The organism is Methylobacterium ajmalii (assembly GCF_036448855.1).
GTDB lineage: Bacteria > Pseudomonadota > Alphaproteobacteria > Rhizobiales > Beijerinckiaceae > Methylobacterium > Methylobacterium ajmalii.
The window spans coordinates 132,140-149,692 of the sequence record NZ_JAZFXT010000028.1; the positions used below are offsets into that span (position 1 = coordinate 132,140).

The 17,553-nt window shown below is 71.8% G+C and carries 12 protein-coding genes; 9 read left to right on the forward strand and 3 right to left on the reverse strand.

The genetic code is table 11. The features are described 5' to 3' along the window. Window positions 1–15: 15 nt before the first annotated feature. Both V3T34_RS14110 and V3T34_RS14115 read right to left on the reverse strand, forming a co-directional pair. A complete protein-coding gene (locus V3T34_RS14110) occupies window positions 16–831 on the reverse strand; it encodes a DeoR/GlpR family DNA-binding transcription regulator (RefSeq protein WP_200601980.1) in 816 nt (271 codons plus the stop codon). Between the two features lie 469 nt (window positions 832–1,300). Further along, a complete protein-coding gene (locus V3T34_RS14115) occupies window positions 1,301–2,365 on the reverse strand; it encodes an RHE_PE00001 family protein (RefSeq protein ID WP_305076912.1) in 1,065 nt (354 codons plus the stop codon). Window positions 2,366–2,552: 187 nt separating this feature from the next. On the opposite strand from V3T34_RS14115, the gene V3T34_RS14120 reads away from it, so the two are divergent. The 4 genes from V3T34_RS14120 to V3T34_RS14135 all read left to right on the forward strand — a co-directional run bounded on the left by V3T34_RS14120 (window position 2,553) and on the right by V3T34_RS14135 (window position 8,402). Then, entirely contained in the window at window positions 2,553–3,464 is a 912-nt protein-coding gene (locus V3T34_RS14120) for a glycosyltransferase family protein (protein WP_060846938.1), read from the forward strand. Next, window positions 3,455–4,408, forward strand: a complete 954-nt coding sequence (locus V3T34_RS14125; protein WP_407942709.1) for a glycosyltransferase family 2 protein — start codon at window positions 3,455–3,457, stop codon at window positions 4,406–4,408. The genes V3T34_RS14120 and V3T34_RS14125 overlap by 10 nt, the downstream gene beginning before the upstream one ends. 40 nt (window positions 4,409–4,448) lie before the next feature. Then, the gene (locus tag V3T34_RS14130; protein ID WP_305076910.1) at window positions 4,449–6,218 is read left to right on the forward strand and encodes an ABC transporter ATP-binding protein; all 1,770 of its coding nucleotides are present in this window, start codon (window positions 4,449–4,451) and stop codon (window positions 6,216–6,218) included. Between the two features lie 144 nt (window positions 6,219–6,362). Beyond that, window positions 6,363–8,402 carry a methyl-accepting chemotaxis protein gene (locus V3T34_RS14135; RefSeq protein WP_305076909.1) on the forward strand — a complete coding sequence of 680 codons (2,040 nt, stop codon included), beginning with the start codon at window positions 6,363–6,365 and terminating at the stop codon, window positions 8,400–8,402. A gap of 67 nt (window positions 8,403–8,469) precedes the next feature. On the opposite strand, the gene V3T34_RS14140 is transcribed toward V3T34_RS14135, so the two are convergent. After that, window positions 8,470–9,090, reverse strand: a complete 621-nt coding sequence (locus V3T34_RS14140) for a pyridoxamine 5'-phosphate oxidase family protein (protein WP_305076908.1) — start codon at window positions 9,088–9,090, stop codon at window positions 8,470–8,472. Between the two features lie 246 nt (window positions 9,091–9,336). On the opposite strand from V3T34_RS14140, the gene repA reads away from it, so the two are divergent. The 5 genes from repA (at window position 9,337) to V3T34_RS14165 (ending at window position 17,426) form a co-directional block, all read left to right on the forward strand. Further along, window positions 9,337–10,557 (forward strand): plasmid partitioning protein RepA, encoded by a 1,221-nt coding sequence (gene repA / locus V3T34_RS14145; RefSeq protein ID WP_091746799.1) that lies wholly within the window; start codon window positions 9,337–9,339, stop codon window positions 10,555–10,557. Beyond that, the gene (repB, locus tag V3T34_RS14150) at window positions 10,554–11,600 is read left to right on the forward strand and encodes a plasmid partitioning protein RepB (protein ID WP_305076907.1); all 1,047 of its coding nucleotides are present in this window, start codon (window positions 10,554–10,556) and stop codon (window positions 11,598–11,600) included. The genes repA and repB overlap by 4 nt, the downstream gene beginning before the upstream one ends. Before the next feature lie 199 nt (window positions 11,601–11,799). Then, the gene (locus V3T34_RS14155) at window positions 11,800–12,933 is read left to right on the forward strand and encodes a replication protein RepA (RefSeq protein WP_091747057.1); all 1,134 of its coding nucleotides are present in this window, start codon (window positions 11,800–11,802) and stop codon (window positions 12,931–12,933) included. Between the two features lie 2,332 nt (window positions 12,934–15,265). Beyond that, on the forward strand, window positions 15,266–16,006 hold the full coding sequence (locus V3T34_RS14160) for an ImuA family protein (RefSeq protein ID WP_091746805.1): 741 nt from the start codon (window positions 15,266–15,268) through the stop codon (window positions 16,004–16,006). Further along, window positions 15,924–17,426 carry a DUF6504 family protein gene (locus V3T34_RS14165; RefSeq protein WP_082742481.1) on the forward strand — a complete coding sequence of 501 codons (1,503 nt, stop codon included), beginning with the start codon at window positions 15,924–15,926 and terminating at the stop codon, window positions 17,424–17,426. Before V3T34_RS14160 ends, V3T34_RS14165 begins: the two co-directional genes overlap by 83 nt. Window positions 17,427–17,553 lie beyond the last annotated feature (127 nt).

Sequence of the window (17,553 nt, forward strand, 5' to 3'; positions counted from 1 at the left end):
GGCTTTCGGTTTCGCCTATTCCGCGGCGTCGGAGGTCTCCTGCGCGGGCGCCTCGGCACCGGCCTCGACCAGGGCGACGCGGTGGGCCGCGCACATCTCGCGCAGGTTCGCGGAGGGCAGCGCGTCGGTGACGAAGTAGTCGAGCTCGCGCAGGTGGCCGACCCGGATCGGCGCCGATCGCTCCAGCTTCAGCTTGTCGGCGACCAGGATCACCCGCCGGGCATTCTCGATGATGGCGCGGGCGACGCGGACCTCGCGGTAGTCGAAATCGAGCAGCGTGCCGTCCTCGTCGATCGCCGAGGCGCCGATCACCGCGTAGTCGACCTTGAACTGGTTGATGAAGTCGACCGCCGCCGAGCCGATCACCGCCCCGTCGGCCCGCCGCACCGGCCCACCGGCGACGATCAGGCTCATCTTCGGATGTCGGTAGAGCAGGGTCGCGACGTTGAGGTTGTTGGTGATGACCAGCAGGTCCTCGTGGTCGCCGAGCGCGCGCGCCACCTCCTCGGTGGTGGTGCCGATGTTGATGAACAGCGACGCGCTATTGGGGATGAGCCTTGCCGCCGCCTCGCCGATCGCCCGCTTCTCGCCGTGGGCGACGAGGCGGCGGGCCTCGTAGGACACGTTCTCGACGCCCGAGGCCACCACGGCGCCGCCGTGGATGCGCGACAGGAGCCGGCTGTCGCACAACTCGTTGAGATCCTTGCGGATCGTCTGCGGCGTCACCTCGAACCGCGCCGCCAGTTCCTCGACGCTGACCCGCCCGTGCAGGCGGGCGAGGGCGAGGATGTCCTGCTGGCGCTGGGAAACCTGGTCGATCACGACGCGCATGCCTTGGTGTTGGCCCGCCGGGGCGCTTCTTGCGCGCCGGGGCGCGGGGGTGCGCATTGTCGGGGGAAGCGGGGGTGGGCGCAATCGGGTGGGATCGGGTCGTCCCAGGTCGGTGCTGCCCAGCGCACGGCAAGGGCGGGAAGCCCGCGCAAGCTTCGTCTTCTCTCCAATCCGAGACCTCATCCTGAGGTGCGAGTGAAACGAGCCTCGAAGGAGGGCTCCAGAAGTCTCGGGGCTTTCTGGAGCCCTCCTTCGAGGTCAGTCGATCTTCGATCGCGTGCGATCTGCGATCGCCAACACCTCAGGATGAGGTGGCGGGTAGGACGAAGCATGTTGATCAGGCTCCTGGTTGGGATGGAATGAAACGGTACGCATCCGCTTTATCCTGCCCCACCTGCGAATCCGGGCTCCGCTTCGCGGCCCCGGAATGACACGGAGGGTGTCAGTTCCATCAAGGCGCCCCCCATCCTCACACGATCCCCCACGCCCGGTACCGCCGCCGTTCCGTCAACTCCCGCGGCCGGGCCGATCCCAGTTCCGCCAGCATCCCCTCCACAGCCTGCGGGGTGACGGCGAGCGCTCGCGCCGCGCTCGCCACCGTCACCAGCGGGGTGCCGACGAACAAGTCGACGAGTTGCGGCAGGCGCGAGGTCCGGCGCTTGCCGGCGCAGGCGCGCAGCATCACCTCGCGGGCGAGGGCCAGGCGATCGAGGTCGCGTCCCATCAGGCGGGCGGCGGTCTCGACCGCGCCCAGAAGGCCGGCCAGGCGCTCGGGAAGCGGCAGCGCCCGCGACCAGCGCGCCCGGCTCTCGCGCAGGCCCAGCGCCAGGGCGGGCAGGTGGGCCCGCGCCTTGCCCCGGGCCCGCAGCAGGGCCGCCGCGGCAAGCGGCCCGCGATGGCCCTGGCGCGGCGCCGGATCGAGGACCAGCCAGGCATCGAGGGCGACGGCGGCGGCCAGGACCGCCGGCAGGTCGCGGGTCTCGTCGAGCACCCGGCGCCAGGCGGCGACCGGGTCGTCCTCCGCGGCACCGGCCGGGATCGGCGCCCCCGTCTCGTGCGCCGCGAGGGTGCGGCGGGTGCGGGCGAGGAGGCGGTCGATGGCCGCGAAGTCGTCGTCGAAGGCGTCCGCCTCCAGCGAGCCGCCCTCCTCGTCGTCTGCCGGCATGCGCGGGTCGGAACCGGCGAGCAGGGCCCAGCCCTCCGCGGAAAAGGCCCAGCCCGGGGGCGCGGCGGCGAGCCGGCGGCGCTCGGCCAGCACCGCGACGGCGCGTCCGAGCGCCAGGTTCGGGCGGCGCACGTCCATCGCCGCCTCGTGCAGCACCAGATCCTCCAGGGCGACGAGCTCGCCGTCGAGGTGCAGGGCGGCCTGAGCGTCGAACAGGTGCGCCCGCGCCCGGGCACCGTCGGCGAGCACCGGCTCGGTCCGGACGAGCCGCTCGTCGAGGCGCACGAGCTCGTCGGACGCCGCCTCCAGCGGCGCGGCGAGGCGCCGCCAGGCGGTCGGGAGCCGGACGGTAGCGAGATCATAAACCATTGCGGCGGCACGATATGGATTCTCAGTTCCAAGGAAACCGGGCCTCGGCTTGGGTCCACGGGTGATCGAGGCGAGGGGCCGAAATCGGCGTGCAGGCCGGATCGCCGCAATTCCGCTGCCGCGGCGGCGTATTGACCGGCGTGATCCGACGGCCCTAGGGCGACGGGCCGCCCCCCTCCGATCGAGCATGCCCGAAACCTCGCCCCCGCCCCTCCCCTCCCCGGTCGCCATCGGCGTCACGGTCTTCCGGCCGACGCCGGAGCAGGTCGCCGCCCTCCTCGCCCGGGCCGAGGCCGAGCCGCGGCGGACGATCGTGTTCGACAATGGCGGCCTGCCGCCCGAGGCGGCGGCCCGGCTGCGCGCCGGCGGCGGCCTGGTCCTGTCGGGGGACGGCAATATCGGGGTCGGCGGCGCCCTCGACGCGATCGCGCGGGCCGCCGCCGCGGCAGGCGCGGCCCAGGTGCTGCTCCTCGACCAGGACGCCGCCTTCACGCCCGATCAGGTCTCGGACCTCGAGGCGGCGATGGCGCGGCTGCGCGGGTCGCACCCGCCTCCGGCGGTCGTCGGCCCGCGGCCGGAGGCGGCGCCCGGCCGCAAGGCGCCGGCCTATCCGCGCCGGCCGGGCGTGCCGGATCGCGGCGGGCTCGTGCCGGTGGAGTTCCTGGCGACCTCGGGCTCCCTCGTCGACCTCGCCGCCTACGCGGCGATCGGCCCGTTCCGCAGCGACTTCTTCATCGACGGCGTCGACCTCGAATGGTGCTTTCGCGCCTGGGCCCGAGGCCATGCCTGCTGGATGGAGCCCGGGACCGCCCTCCCCCACCGGGTCGGCGCCGGGGTGATCCGCCTGCGGGCGCTCGGGATCGAGATGCCGCGCCAGCCGCTGTTTCGCATGGCGGCCTACCTGCGCAACAGCGTCTATGCCTGGCGGCTGCCGCACGTGCCCCGGCGCTGGACGATGCGCCAGGCCACCTACCTGCCGCTCCAGGCCCTGCTCGTCTGGGCCGATTCCGGCTACCGCCCCGCCGTCGCGATGCGGCTCGCCGGCGCGGTGATCGACGGCCTGCGCGGCCGGCTCGGGCCGCCGAAGGGATTGTCATGACGCCCGTGACCCCCGCCCTCGACGTGGTGATCGTCAACTGGAACGGCGGCGCGCTGCTGCGGGCCTGCCTCGCCAGCCTGGCGGCAGCCGAAGCCGCCCTCGGCGACGCCCTCGCCCTGCACGTCGTCGTGGTCGACAACGCCTCGAGCGACGGCTCGCTGGAGGGGCTGGCGCGCCTGCGCCACGGCCCGGCCGTGGTCGCCAACCCCGACAACCAGGGTTTCGGCCGTGCCTGCAACGCCGGCGCGGCGCGGGGCGAGGCCGCCGCGATCCTGTTTCTCAACCCCGACGCGCGGGTCACCGCCGAGGCGCTGCTCGGCGCCCGCGCGGCCCTGACGGCGGACGAGGCCACCGGCATCGTCGGGGCGCAGCTCCTCGACGACGCGGGTGCCGTGCAGCGCGCCTGCGCCCGGCGGCCGACCGCCCGCTCGCTCCTCGGCCAGGCGCTGCTCCTCGACCGGGCCGGCCTCGTCCCCTCCCACTTCATGACCGAGTGGGACCACGCCGACGAGCGGCCGGTCGATCAGGTGATGGGCGCCTTCCTGATGATCCGCCGCTCGCTCTTTACGGCGCTTGGCGGCTTCGACGAGCGCTTCTTCGTCTATTACGAGGATGTCGATCTCTGCGCCCGCGCCTGGGACGCGGGCTTCGCGGTGCGCCACCTCGCCGGCATCTCCGTGCGGCACGAGGGCCAGGGCACCACCCGGGCGGCCAAGGCGCATCGGCTGGCCTGCTTCCTCGAGAGCCAGATCCGCTACGCCGCCAAGCATCACGGCCGGGCGACCGCGCTCGCCCTCGTCGCCACGGCCTTCTGCGCGCAGGTGCCGCTGCGCCTCGTCCAGGCGCTGGCGCGGCTGTCCGTGCGGGAGGCCGGCGAGGTCCTGCGCGGCGCCGGATTGCTGGCCCGCCGCCTGCCCGGCCTCGCGCGGTCCTCCACCCGCTGATCGCCCTCCCCTCCCCCGACGACGTTCCGACGAGTCCGCGATGCGCGCCCTGATCGACCTTCTCCGCGCCATGACCCCGCGCGAGCGCCGCCGCGCCGGGCTGATCGGGGCCGGGCTGGCGCTCGCCGCCCTGCTCGAGGTGGTCGGCGTCGCCTCGGTGGTGCCGTTCCTGACCCTCGTCGGCGATCCGGCGGCGGCCTCACGCATCCCGGCGCTGGGTGCGATCCGCGACGGGCTCGGGCTCGCCGACGACCGCGGCTTCCTGATCGTCGTCGGGCTCGGCGCGCTGAGCGCGATCCTCGTCACCTCCTGCGTCAATGCCGGGCTCACCTACGCCCAGCTGCGCTTCAGCCACGCCGTCGGCTACGGCTTCGCCCGGCGGCTGCTGTTTCGCACCGTCGACCGGGAGCGGCTGTTCTTCTCCACCGCCAACAGCGCCGAGCTCGCCAAGACGATCCTGAGCGAGACCGACCGCCTCGTCGTCGGCGTGCTGACCCCCGCCACGGTCATCGCCTCGCGGGCGACCTCGGCCACCGCCGTCATCGTCTTTCTGCTCGTCGTCTCGCCGCGCCTCGCGCTGATCCTCGGGGCCGGGTTCGGCGGGCTCTATGTCGGCATCTTCCTGGTGGTGCGGGCGCGGCTCGCCCGCATCGGCGCCCGGGCGGTCGCCGGCAACGAGGGCCGGTTCCGGGTGGTGCACGAGACGATCGGCGGCCTGACCGAGCTCAAGCTCTACGGCCGGGCGGAGACCTTCGCGAGCCGGTTCGAGGCTCCGGCCCGGGCCTACGCGCAGGCGAGCGCCGAGAGCCTGCTCACCGGGCAGTTGCCGCGCTTCGTCATCGAGGCCCTGGCCTTCGGCGGGGTCATCGTGGTGGTGCTGTTCGCGCTCTCGCAGGGGCTAGACACCGCCGGCCTCCTGCCGCTGCTCGGCCTGTTCGCCTTCGCGGGCTACCGGATGCTGCCGGCGTTCCAGAACGTGTTCAACGCGCTCGCGCTCCTGCGCTTCACCCTGCCGGCGGTGCGGCTCGTGGTCGACGGCCTCGCCGGCGAACGGGAGACCGTCCGCCGTACCCCCGAGCGGCTGCCGTTCCGCGACGCGATCCGCCTCGAGCGCGTCGGGTTCGACTACGAGCCCGGCCGTCCGGCACTCACGGGCATCGACCTCGTCATCCCCGCCCACGCCACGGTCGGCCTCGTCGGCCGCACCGGCTCTGGCAAGTCGACCCTGATCGGGCTGATCCTCGGCTTCCTCACGCCCACGACCGGCCGCCTCGCGGTGGACGGGGTCGCGCTCGACGCCACGACCCTGCCGGCCTGGCAGAACCGCATCGGCTACGTGCCGCAGGACATCTTCCTCGTCGACGGCACCATCGCGGACAACATCGCCTTCGGGCTCGACGCGATCGACGATGCGGCGGTGGAGCGGGCGGCGCGGCTCGCCGGGGCGCACGACTTCGTCGCCGCCCTGCCGGAAGGCTACGCGACCCGCGTCGGCGAGCGCGGCGCCCGGCTCTCCGGCGGCCAGCGCCAGCGCATCGGCATCGCCCGGGCGCTCTACCACGACCCCGACGTGATCGTGTTCGACGAGGCGACCTCCGCCCTCGACGAGGAGACCGAGGGCGTGGTGATGCGGGCGGTCCAGGGGCTCGCCGGCACCCGCACCCTGATCATGATCGCCCACCGTCTCACCAGCCTCGCCGGGGCCGACACGGTGCACGTCCTGGAGGACGGCCGGATCGTCGCCTCGGGCCCGCCCGGCGAGGTCCTGCCGCAGGTGTCGCGGGCGGAATCACTCCTGGATCGGGAGTAATCGCGTGGTGTAACGCCCGGCATGGCCGGCCGTCCATGCCGATATGCGATTTCGAATCCTTCGGTTACGAAAATGGTCTCCGATCCGGTGATTTATTAACCATCGTCATCGATCAATGAGCATCGGTGATGGTGGGACCGATCGATGATTCACAAGGGCAGCCTGTCCAGTAAATTGACGCTCATGGCCGGCTCGGCGATCGGCCTGACCGTCCTCGTCTTCGTCGGTGTCGCGGGATGGACGGCGGCCGAGCGGACGAACGCCGAGATCCTGCAACTCGCCACGGAAAAGGCCGCCGGCACCACGGCAGAAACCTCGATCCAGATCGTGGACGCGATCTCCGCCAGCCGGGCGCTCGCCGCCACGATGTCGGGCCAGCTGAGCGGCGGCGGCGTGCGCAAGGTCGATGTGGTCGCGGCGACCAAGGCCTTGATCCAGGATTATCCGACCCTCTTCGGCGCCTGGATGACGGACACCGTCGACAAGCGGGCGGCGAAATCCCTGACGGGCTCGGGCTACGAGAACGAGGCCGGCCTGTTCACGCCGTACTGGACCCGCAAGGACGACGGCACGCTCGCCTTCGCGACCTTCCCGGTCAATCCCGCGCAGCAATGGTATCGCGACCCGATCCAGTCCGGCGCAAGCCTCCTCGTCGAACCGTACGTGACCAGCCAGGGCCAGCTCGTCGCCTCGATCAGCGCACCGCTCAAGGTCGACGGCGCAGTCGTCGGCGTGGCCGGCGTCGACATCCGGTTGAACGGGCTGGCGGCCGCGTTCGCGGCCCTGAAGCCGTTCGAGGGCGGGCGCGTGCTGCTGCTGTCGAACGCCCGCAAGTGGATCGTCCCGCCGAAGAGCGACCTCCTGATGAAGGACTATGACGGGATCGGCGTGGCCGAGGTCGCGGCCGCCTTGGCCGACCGGCGCCCGCGCACCCTCCGGGGCAGCCCGGACGGCGGGGTCCGCCTCGTCTATCCCTTCACCCAGCCGGGCATGAACACGACCTGGGCCCTGGTGATGGACGTCCCGGCCACCGCCTTCACCCAGCCGATCTACCGGCGCGTCGCCGAGACCGCCGCGGGCGGACTGTTCATCCTCGTCGTCCTCGTCGGCGTCGTCGCGGCGGCGAGCCGGACCCTGATCGGAGCGCCGCTCAAGCGCTGCCTCGATACGGTCCAGGCCCTGATCGACCGGCGCTACGACGTGGCGATCACCGGCACCGAGCGTGACGACGAGATCGGCCGGATCAACCGGGCGCTCGCGGTGTTCCGCGACAAGGCGCACCAGGCCGACCTCCTGACGAGCGAGAGCGAGGCAGAGCAGCAGCGCCGCGTGGCCCGCGCGCAGCGCATCGACCGTCTCGTCTCCGACTTCCAGAACACCATCGCCGGCTCTCTCGAGATCGTCACCTCGGCGGCGACCGAGCTCGACGCCACCGCCCGCTCGATGACCCAGATCGCCGACGACACCAACGGTCAGGCCGTCGCCTCGAGCGCCGCGGCCGAGCACACGGCGGTCAACGTGCAGACCGTGGCGGCGGCGGCCGAGGAGATGGTCTCCTCGCTCCGGGAAATCGAGCGGCAGGTGCTGCGCTCCAACGAGGTCGCCAGCCATGCCGCGCACGAGGCCGCGGCGACCGGTACCGCCATGGCGGCCCTGACGGCCGCCGCCGACCAGATCGGCGCCGCCGTCACCCTCATCTCGACCATCGCCGGGCAGACCAACCTTCTCGCGCTCAACGCCACCATCGAGGCGGCCCGGGCCGGCGAGGCGGGGCGCGGCTTCTCGGTCGTCGCGGCGGAAGTGAAGGAACTCGCGAGTCAGACCGGCCGGGCCACGGAAGAGATCACCGGCCAGATCGGCGCGATCCAGGCCGCCACCGGCCAGGCGACGGAGGCGATCCGGCAGATCGACCGCACCATCGCCGGGATGGGCGAGATCAGCGCCGCGATCGCCGCGACGGTCTCCCAGCAGACCGCCGCCACCGGCGAGATCTCACGCAACGCGAGCGAGGCGGCTCGCGGCACCCGCGACGTGTCGCAGACCGTGTCGCGGGTGCTGGTCTCCTCCGGCGAGACCGGCAGCGCCGCCTCGCAGGTGCTGAGCGCCGCCGCCGAGCTGGCGACGCAATCGCTCAGCGTGAAGCAGAAGGTCGACGGCTTCCTGCGCGACATCCGGGCGGCCTGACCCGTCCACCCTCCCCTCCGCCCGTCCCGTTCCCCCGCGCGCCGCACGGCGTCGCGGGGGTTTTTCGTCACCACATCGTCCGGCGCGCCCGCTCGGCCCAGGCCTCGTCGTAGGCTGCGCCGCCGACCCGGCCCTCGCTCAACTCGGCCAGGATCTCGCCCGGGCTCGGCAGGCTCCTGGGATCGACCCGGGCGTCGACCCGCCACAGGCCGGAGCGGATCAGCGCCCGGGCGCACTGGAAATAGACCTCGCCCACCCGGATCACCATCACGGTGCGGGGTGCCTTGCCGTCGACCGCGAAGGAGGCGCACAGCTCCGGATCGTCGTCGATCGTCGCGCGGCCGTTGACCCTGAGCGCGTTGCCGATGCCGGGGATCAGGAACATCAGCCCGACCCGCGGATCGCGCACGACGTTGCGCAGGCTGTCGATCCGGTTGTTGCCGCGGCGGTCCGGCAGGAGCAGCGTCGTCGGATCGGCCACGCGCACGAAGCCCGGGCGGTCGCCGCGCGGCGAGCAGTCGAGCCCATCAGGCCCCACGGTTGCGAGCGACACGAACGGTGCCGCCGCGATGAAGCACCGGTAATGCGGCGTGACGTGGTCGGTCACCTTGGCGGTCGAGGCCTCGCCGACCGCACCGAACTCGCCGTAGATTCGCTCCAGGTCGTCCACGCTCCTCAGGATCGCCATCGGCCGGTCTCCTCTCGCGCAAAGCCGGGGCCTGCATAAACCACGGCGCGGCGCAGCCCTATCGCGGTTGCCGGCACGCGGCGCGGGAGGTCTCGTCCACGCTGGGCTTCCGGCGGGCGTTGCCACCTGGCAACCGCGGCCGCCGTCAGGCCGGTTAAGGATCGTTAACCAAAAACCGTTTGCCTCACCACGGCCACGCTGGCATCGTCTTACGGAATTTTTCCGCGATGCGCCCGAGTACCGTAAATGCCAGATGTGCCGCAGGAGCAGGCAAACGCCGCAGCCTCCGACCGTCCCTCGATCACCCGGATCATCGCCGAGGACGGCAGCGCCCTGTCGAGCGAGCTGAATGCGCTCCGACGCACCCTCTTCCCGCCGGCCTCGCACAAGCTCTTGCGCTCGTTCTCCTCAGGCGAGGCGGCGAAGCTGATCGGCGTGGCGGACGGCTACCTGCGCCAGCTCTCGCTCGCCAGCAAGGGCCCGCAGCCGGAGATCGGCCCGGGCGGGCGCCGCTCCTATACGCTCGGCCAGATCAACGAGCTGCGCCAGCTCCTCGACGACGGACCGAAATCGAAGCGCTACGTGCCCCACCGCTCCGGCACCGAGCATTGCCAGGTGCTGGCGGTGGTGAACTTCAAGGGCGGGTCGGGCAAGACCACCACGGCGGCGCATCTCGCCCAGTACCTGGCGCTCCGCGGCTACCGGGTGCTCGCCGTCGACCTCGACCCGCAGGCCTCGCTGACCGCGCTCCACGGCTACCAGCCGGAATTCGACGTCGGCCCGAACCAGACCCTCTATGCCGCGATCCGCCATGACGACGAGCAGAAGCCGCTCTCCGAAGTGGTGCGCAAGACCTACTTCCCGGGGCTCGACCTCGTGCCGGGCAACCTCGAACTGATGGAGTTCGAGCACGACACCCCGCGGGTGCTGGCCGACCGCAATGCCGAGCCGTTCTTCGGCCGCATCGCCACGGCGCTCGGCAGCGTCGCCGACGATTACGACGTGATGATCCTCGACTGTCCGCCGCAGCTCGGCTTCCTGACGCTGGGCGCGCTCTGCGCCGCCACCGCGATGCTGGTGACGGTGCATCCGCAGATGCTCGACGTGATGTCGATGTGCCAGTTCCTGCTGATGGCCTCCGATCTCCTCGGCGTGGTGCAGGAGGCCGGGGCCGATCTCGACTACGACTTCCTGCGCTACGTCGTGACCCGCTACGAGCCGTCCGACGCCCCCCAGACCCAGATGGTCGGCTTCATGCGCTCGCTGTTTCGCGAGCGGGTGCTCACCCACCTGATGCTGAAATCGACCGCCGTGTCGGATGCCGGCCTGTCGAAGCAGACCCTGTACGAGATCGGCCGCGAGAGCTTCACCCGCGCCACCTACGACCGGGCGATCGAGGCGCTCGACGGGGTCAACGGCGAGATCGAGGCCTTGATGCACCGCGCCTGGGGACGCGTGCCGTCATGAAGCGCAAGGACGCCCTCCGCGCCGCGCTCGGCGCCCGATCCCTCGACCGCGAGACGCCGCCGGCGGAGTTGCCAGCTGGCAACCCGGCCGAGACGCCGGTGCCCGATCCCACCCCGGAGGCGCCCCGACCGCTGGTGCGCTCCGGTGCCGTCGGCGCCATGGGGCGCAGCCTCGGGCGCATCGCCAGCGCGGCGGCGGAAGCCCGCGCCATGGTGGCCTCCGGCGACCGGGTGGTCGAGCTCGAGACCGCGCTCGTCGACGGCTCGTTCGTGAAGGACCGCCTGTCGGTCGATCCGGAGGAGCACGCTGCCTTCGTGGCGCTGATCCGCGAGCGCGGCCAGCAGGTGCCGATCCTGGTGCGGCCGCACCCGACCGAGGCCGGCCGCTACCAAGTCGCCTACGGCCACCGCCGCCTGCGGGCGGCGATCGAGCTCGGCCGGCCGATCCGGGCAGTGGTCAAGACGCTCTCCGACGAGGATCTCGTCGTCGCGCAGGGCCAGGAGAATTCGGCCCGGGCCGATCTCAGCTACATCGAGCGGGCGCTGTTCGCGATCGCGCTCGAGGATCGCGGCTTCGACCGCGCCACCGTCATGGCGGCGCTCGCGGTTGAGAAGACCCAGCTCTCGCGCCTGCTCGGCATCGGCCGGGCGGTGCCGGCCGACATCGTGGCAGCGATCGGCCCGGCACCGAAGGCCGGGCGGCCGCGCTGGACCGCGCTCGTCGAGGCGCTCGCCCGGGAGGGGGCCGGCGAGGTAGTCGGCCGCGTCCTGGCAACGCCGGATTTTTCGGAGCTGTCCTCGGACGACCGCTTCACCCGGCTGTTTTCGACTCTCACCGCGCCGGCGCCGCGACCGGCGCCGGTGCCGGCGGTGTGGACCACTCTCGGCGGCCGGCCGGTGGTGCGGATCGACCGCGGCCGCCAGGGCACCCAGCTCACCGTCGATGACAGCCTCGAGCCGGACTTCGCCGCCTACCTGATCCAGAGTCTTCCGCAACTCTACGCCGCGTTCGCCGAGTCGAAGTCCCGCGACGAGACCGATTAAGGTTTGTCCCACGTCACAGCCGGAGAGATGAAGACTCTCCGGTTAGCCACACCGATTCACAGGAATCTGGCGCTCTGCTTCGAAATCTCGCCCGACTCGACTCTGTCGAGTCGGGTTTCGCGCGTTAGGACTCCACCAAACAGAGTCACAATGCGCGCCTGCCCAAGGCGACATGCCCCTGCGGAGCCCCTTGGTGGAGATGACGACCCCGCCGCCATCCGTCCTCGAACCGGTCGAGGGCGTGCGCGACCCCGATCTCCTCGAGATCGTCGAGAAGGCGCGCGGCAGCGTCGCCTACAAGGCGACGCTCGCCTTCGTGCGCGCCAGCCAGGCCAAGCGCGACGCCGAGTTGGAAGCGCGCGACAAGCTGGTGGTGCTGAAGGCCGAGGCCGCCGCCGAGCGCGCCCGGCTGCCCCGCAACGCGCGCCGCCGCGACATGGTGCGCGAGGTGATCGAGAACGAACCGGCAGCGCCCGAGAACATCCAGCACATCCACTCGGTGCTGGCGCTGTGCGGCCTGCCGTATCGCGAGCCCAAGGGCGTCACCAACGTCTCGCGGGAATACGGCCGCAACACCCTCGCCATCAATGCCGGCCGGCTGATCAACCCGTCGACCGGCGAGATGGAGATGCAGGGGCTGCCCTACGGCCCGAAGGCACGCCTGCTGCTGCTGCATCTCTGCACCGAGGCGGTGCGCCAGCGCAGCCCCAAGGTCGAGGTGGCGCAGAGCATGTCGGGGTTCATCCGCGACATGGGCTTTCCGGTCACCGGGGGCGAGCGCGGCACGCTCAAGCAATTCAAGGAGCAGCTCAACCGGCTCGCCGCCTGCTCGATGCAGATCGGCCTGTGGGACGGCACCCGCGCCTCGACCCTCAACGTGCCGCCATTCCGGCAGATGGACGTGTGGCTGCCGCTGCACAACCACCCGGACCAGGGCCTGCTCTGGTCCTCGACCATCACCTTCCACCGCGAGTTCTACGACAACCTGATCCAGCACGCCCTGCCGGTCGACATCCGGGCCGCCCGGGCGTTCGCCGGTTCGGCGCGCAAGCTCGACCTGCTGTTCTGGGTCGGCTACCGCCTCTCGCGCCTGGAAAGGCCTTTGCGGCTCACCTGGGACAACCTCTACAAGCAGTTCGGCAGCGAGAACGGCTCGATCCGCTCCTTCCGGCAGGAATTTCGCAAGGATGTTGCCCATCTCACCGAGGTGTTTCCGCGCCTGCGCCTGACCCTCGACGACGGCGGCATGCAGCTGCTGCCCTCCGACCCGAAGGACCTCCTGGTGCCGCCCAAGGCGGCGCTGGCGAATAGGCGAGCCCGCGCAAGGGCTTGATTCCGCCGACTTGCCTACGCGGCGGCCCGGAGGAGGGGAGGGGCGTCGGCTGCGCATGACGTCTCGCGCCGGTGGTGCGGGATCGTCTGCGTGACGTCGTGACGATAAATAGGATTTATTTCCTTTATCCGATGGCGACTCGGTTTCATTTTTCGGTCGCGACATCCGCTTGCCCGGCAGAGCCGCCAACCGGCGTTTCTCCTCGGCATCCACGCCGGATCCCATCTCTCGGGTGGTCGAGCGCGCGCGCAGAGCTCGCCCCGAGAGGCATTGATTTCGCTCGAAACATTCAATCCCATTCGCGCCCTCATCCCGAGGTGTCAGGCGATTGAAGATCGGTTGGATTGGACGAAGACTTCCAGAACTCGCTGCGGTCCCTGAGTCGTTTCTTCGAGGTCCGTCCATCTTCCATGGGCCACCGCCCCAGGATGGGGCCGAGAACGGCATAGACTCTTCAGCTTGGGTCGAACATGCCCTCGAAGGAGACGTGCGGATCCGCCGGGATCTTGCGAGAGAGGAGGCGTGCCGGCCCTATGGTCGGACGGCCTTACCCACGAGGGCGCACGAGCCGTCTCGTCCCGGTTGCCAGCTGGCTCGGTCCCCCCTCGACGCGACGACCTGCGCTACGCGTGAGCCGACGCCGGGATCGCGGCTGCTGCCGTGAGGCCTCACGCTGGCCCGGCGGCCGCTCGTCGACCCGGCGTACCTCATCCGGACATGATCGTGACGTGGGGAGCGCAGGAGACGTGCAAGTCTCTCGGCGCGGCCCGGAGTCCTCGTTCGAGTCTCGTCCCTGCGCAAGCCCCGGCGCGCTGTCATATCGATGGTCATTTTTGATTTTTGTAGATATATTTTTGTTTTACCTGCTCAATAAGACGGATTTTTATTCGAAAAACACATTGCATGGCGCAAGATGTAGGTTGATCATCGAAAATATGAGCGATTATCCGCCAGAATGACATGCGTGATCGATCGCGTCGGTCCAGCCCCGCACGCCCGTCCTACGCCGAGTTGCCTACGCTTCGGCCACCACGGACACGCCCTCCGGCACGCTGAACTGCCTACGCCTCCGGTCACCGCCGCTCCCCCCGGAATCGAGCGCTTCCGCGTTGAGATTCCGCATCTTTTCCGGGACCGTCGCCACGCAGAGCCGCCTACGGTCCGTGACCGCATCGACGCCGAATTGCCTACGCGGCCGCAGGACGGCGCAGGCTCCCGCCAACCTTCCGGGGCAACGGCGCCGGGAGTCGCGCCAAAGTATATCCGGCCGCCGGCAAGGCCCGGCGAGTCGAGAGGGAGTCCCGCATCGGGACGGCGAATCATCAGGAGTCGTCGAGGCGAGTCGGTTCACCCGGCTCAAGCCTCGGCTGGACTCATCCCCGGGGAAACGCGGCCGGTTGTTCTGGGCTTTGTCGAACGAGGACTCAGGCGCCGCGAGTCTCCGACTCGCCGCCCGAGGCTGCAAGACTCTCGGCCTTGGGTGGACGATGGGCCCAAGGGCTGAAACCGGAGCGGATAGGGGAGGGCGCTCCCGCCAAGCCGGCACGCGATCCGCGCACCCGCCGGTCGAGCCCGAGAACCCCCTAAATCCCGATCCCCAAATCCCTTTTTATGAGAGATTCAGAATCTAGATTCAGAGTCTGAATCCGTAGAGCTATATGGGTATTATATGGGGTGGCGATTTTCCCTTGCCGATCAAGGGCTTGACCCCTGTTCGCGTAGGCAGGTCTGCGCGGTCGCGTAGGCAACTCGGCGCAGGCCCGTAGGCTCATCTGCGCGGAATCAGGGGGGCCGGGAAGGCGACTCTGCGCAGGCCCGTAGGTTACTCGGCGCAAGGCCCCGATTAACAGCTTGGAAAGCTGTGTGAATCGCGGATGGCCCGCCGTAGGCAAGTCGGCGTGCCGGTCGGGGCCCGCGGCAGGCCTCGGCGAGGCCCGATTCCGGGCTCGCGCCCGACCTCGATTCTCGCCCCCGGCATGGCCGGAGCCCGAAACCCCGGATTCTCCGCCAGGAGGCCCGTGGAGGCCCGTCCGACCCGGGGACAGTTGTACGGCACCTGCCGGCACCGAATCCAGCTCAGCGGCGATCCTGACGGCTTGGCGCGGGTTGTCCCACGGCTATGCCCGAATCCGGCGCGGGCCCCGAGCCGGACCGATCGCGTTGTTGTCCAAGGCCTTGCGACTCGGGCCGAGGCCGTTGTCCCCGCTGCCGTCAACAGGGAGCCGGGATTCCGGGGGCCGATCGGGCCGTCCGTCCACAGCCCCGGTTGACACCCCCTCGAAACCGAACAAAACAGGAACATATTCGGGTTTCGGTCGGTGATGGGCATGAGATGCGACAGGCCGGGCGGGAACGGCAACTCGCGGCGTTGCGCGAGCAGATCGGCGGGCTGGCGCCCGAGGCGGCGGGACGTCCGGTCCTGTCCTTCGGCGTCGACCCGATCGACACCCATCTGCCGGGCGGGGGCCTGCGCCTCGGCGCGGTGCACGAGGTGCTGGCGGCGGGCCCGGTGGACGGGGAGGGGGCGCTCGCGGCTTTGTTCGTCGCCGCGATCCTGGCCCGGCTCCCCGGCCCGGTCCTGTGGTGCCTCACCCGCCGCGACCTCTTCGCCCCCGGCCTCGCCGCGGTCGGTCTCCATCCCGACCGGGTGCTCTACGCCGAGACCCGGCGCGAGACCGAGGTGCTGCCCACCATGGAGGAGGGGTTGCGCCATCGCGGCCTCGCGGCGGTGGTCGGCGAGGTCGCCCGGCTCGGGCTCACCCCGTCGCGCCGGCTCCAGCTCGCCGCCGAGGGCAGCGGGGGCCTCGCCCTGGTGATCCGCCGCTGGGGCGCCGCCGTGCCCGAGCCCAACGCCGCCGCCACCCGCTGGGGCGTCACCGCGGCGCCGTCTCCCGCTCTCTCCGTCCCGGGCCTGTCGCGGGCCCGCTGGACCGTGGCGCTCGTTCGCGCCCGGGGCGCCGAGCCCCGCACCTGGCTCCTCGAGGCTCCCGATGCGAAGGGTCGTCTGCGTCTTCCTGCCGAGCTGGCCGACCGACCGCTGGCGGCGCCGGCACGGCGGGCCGCCGCCGGATGAGCCGGTGGTGGCCGCCGGCCAGGACGGGCCGCGCCGGGTGATCACCGCCCTCGACCGGGCCGCCCGGGCGGCTGGCCTGCGCCCCGGCCTCGCTCTGGCGCAGGCGCAGGCGATGGTGCCGGGCCTCGCGGTGATCGCCGCCGACCCGGAGGGCGACGCGGCGGCGCTCCACCGCCTCGCGGCCTGGTGCCTGATCTACGCGCCCCTCGTCGCCCCCGACCCGCCGGACGGGATCTGGATCGACGTCGCCGGCGCCGCCCACCTGCAGGGCGGCGAGGCGGCGTTGCTCGGCTCCCTGCGGCGGCGCCTCGCCCGGGCCGGCTACCGGGTGCGGGTGGCGCTCGCCGACACGCCGGGCGCCGCCTGGGCCGCCGCCCGCTGCCTGCCGCCGGAGACCGTGCTGCCGCCGGCCGGGCAGCGCCCCCACCTCCTCGACCTGCCACTCTGGGCCCTGCGCCTCGATCGTGGGACCGTCTCGGGTCTGGCCCAGCTCGGCCTCACCCGGGTCGCCCACCTCCTCGACCAGCCGCGCGGCCCGCTGCGCCTGCGCTTCGGCGAGGAGCCCGGCCGCCGCCTCGACCAGGCCCTCGGCCATGCCCCCGAGCCGCTCGCCTATCTCGCGCCCCCGGCCGAGCACGCCGTGCGCCTCGCCTTCCCGGAGCCGATCGGGGCGCCCGAGACCCTGGCCCGGGTGGCCGGGCGGCTCTGCGCCATGCTGGCCGAGGCGCTTACCCGGCACGGGCTCGGGGCACGCCGGCTCGACCTGGTGTTTCGCCGCGTCGACGGCCTCGACCAGGCGGTCAGCGTCGGCACCGCCCGGCCGAGCCGAGACCCCACCCACCTCGCCCGCCTGCTCACCGAGCGTCTGCCGCAGATCGATCCCGGCCACGGCCTCGACGAGGCGCGGCTGTCGGCTCCCCGCGTCGAGCGCCTGGACGCGCGCCAGCTCGCCGCCCCCGGCGAGGAGCCGGACCCCGACGCGATGGCCGAGCTCGTCGACCGGCTGGTGCTGCGCCTCGGGCCCGGCCGGGTGTTTCGCCGCAGCCCGGTCGAGAGCGAGTGGCCCGAGCGGGCGGTGCGCCGGGTCGCCCCGTTGAGCCCGGCCACCGGCGTCACCTGGCCCGCCGACCTGCCGCGGCCCGGCCGGCTGCTGCCCGTGCCGGAGCCGGTGGCGGTCCTGGCCGCGCTGCCCGACGCGCCGCCCACCGCCTTCACCTGGCGCGGCACCCGCCGCCGGGTGGCGCGGGCCGATGGGCCGGAGCGCATCTTCGGCGAGTGGTGGCTCGCCGAGGACGAGGTCGCGGCCACCCGCGACTACTACCGGGTCGAGGACGAGACCGGCGCCCGCTACTGGCTGTTTCGCGATTGCCTGACCCGGGAGGGCGCGCGCTGGTGGCTGCACGGCCTGGGGGAGGCGTGATGCGCCGGATCGCTCGGAGCCTGCTCGATCGGGCCGGATCTCGTCCCATCCGCGACCTCGTCCTGAGGTGCGACCGGAGGGAGCCTCGAAGGAGGGCTCCAGGAATCACCGCGACATCCGGAGCCCT

Excerpts from the sequence above, each read along its gene's own strand:
- V3T34_RS14110 (WP_200601980.1), bottom strand. The coding sequence starts at position 831 with ATGCGCGTCGTGATCGACCAGGTTTCCCAGCGCCAGCAGGACATCCTC.
- V3T34_RS14115 (WP_305076912.1), bottom strand. The coding sequence starts at position 2,365 with ATGGTTTATGATCTCGCTACCGTCCGGCTCCCGACCGCCTGGCGGCGC.
- V3T34_RS14120 (WP_060846938.1), top strand. The coding sequence starts at position 2,553 with ATGCCCGAAACCTCGCCCCCGCCCCTCCCCTCCCCGGTCGCCATCGGC.
- V3T34_RS14130 (WP_305076910.1), top strand. The coding sequence starts at position 4,449 with ATGCGCGCCCTGATCGACCTTCTCCGCGCCATGACCCCGCGCGAGCGC.
- V3T34_RS14135 (WP_305076909.1), top strand. The coding sequence starts at position 6,363 with ATGATTCACAAGGGCAGCCTGTCCAGTAAATTGACGCTCATGGCCGGC.
- V3T34_RS14140 (WP_305076908.1), bottom strand. The coding sequence starts at position 9,090 with ATGGCGATCCTGAGGAGCGTGGACGACCTGGAGCGAATCTACGGCGAG.
- repA (WP_091746799.1), top strand. The coding sequence starts at position 9,337 with ATGCCAGATGTGCCGCAGGAGCAGGCAAACGCCGCAGCCTCCGACCGT.
- repB (WP_305076907.1), top strand. The coding sequence starts at position 10,554 with ATGAAGCGCAAGGACGCCCTCCGCGCCGCGCTCGGCGCCCGATCCCTC.
- V3T34_RS14155 (WP_091747057.1), top strand. The coding sequence starts at position 11,800 with ATGACGACCCCGCCGCCATCCGTCCTCGAACCGGTCGAGGGCGTGCGC.
- V3T34_RS14160 (WP_091746805.1), top strand. The coding sequence starts at position 15,266 with ATGCGACAGGCCGGGCGGGAACGGCAACTCGCGGCGTTGCGCGAGCAG.
- V3T34_RS14165 (WP_082742481.1), top strand. The coding sequence starts at position 15,924 with ATGCGAAGGGTCGTCTGCGTCTTCCTGCCGAGCTGGCCGACCGACCGC.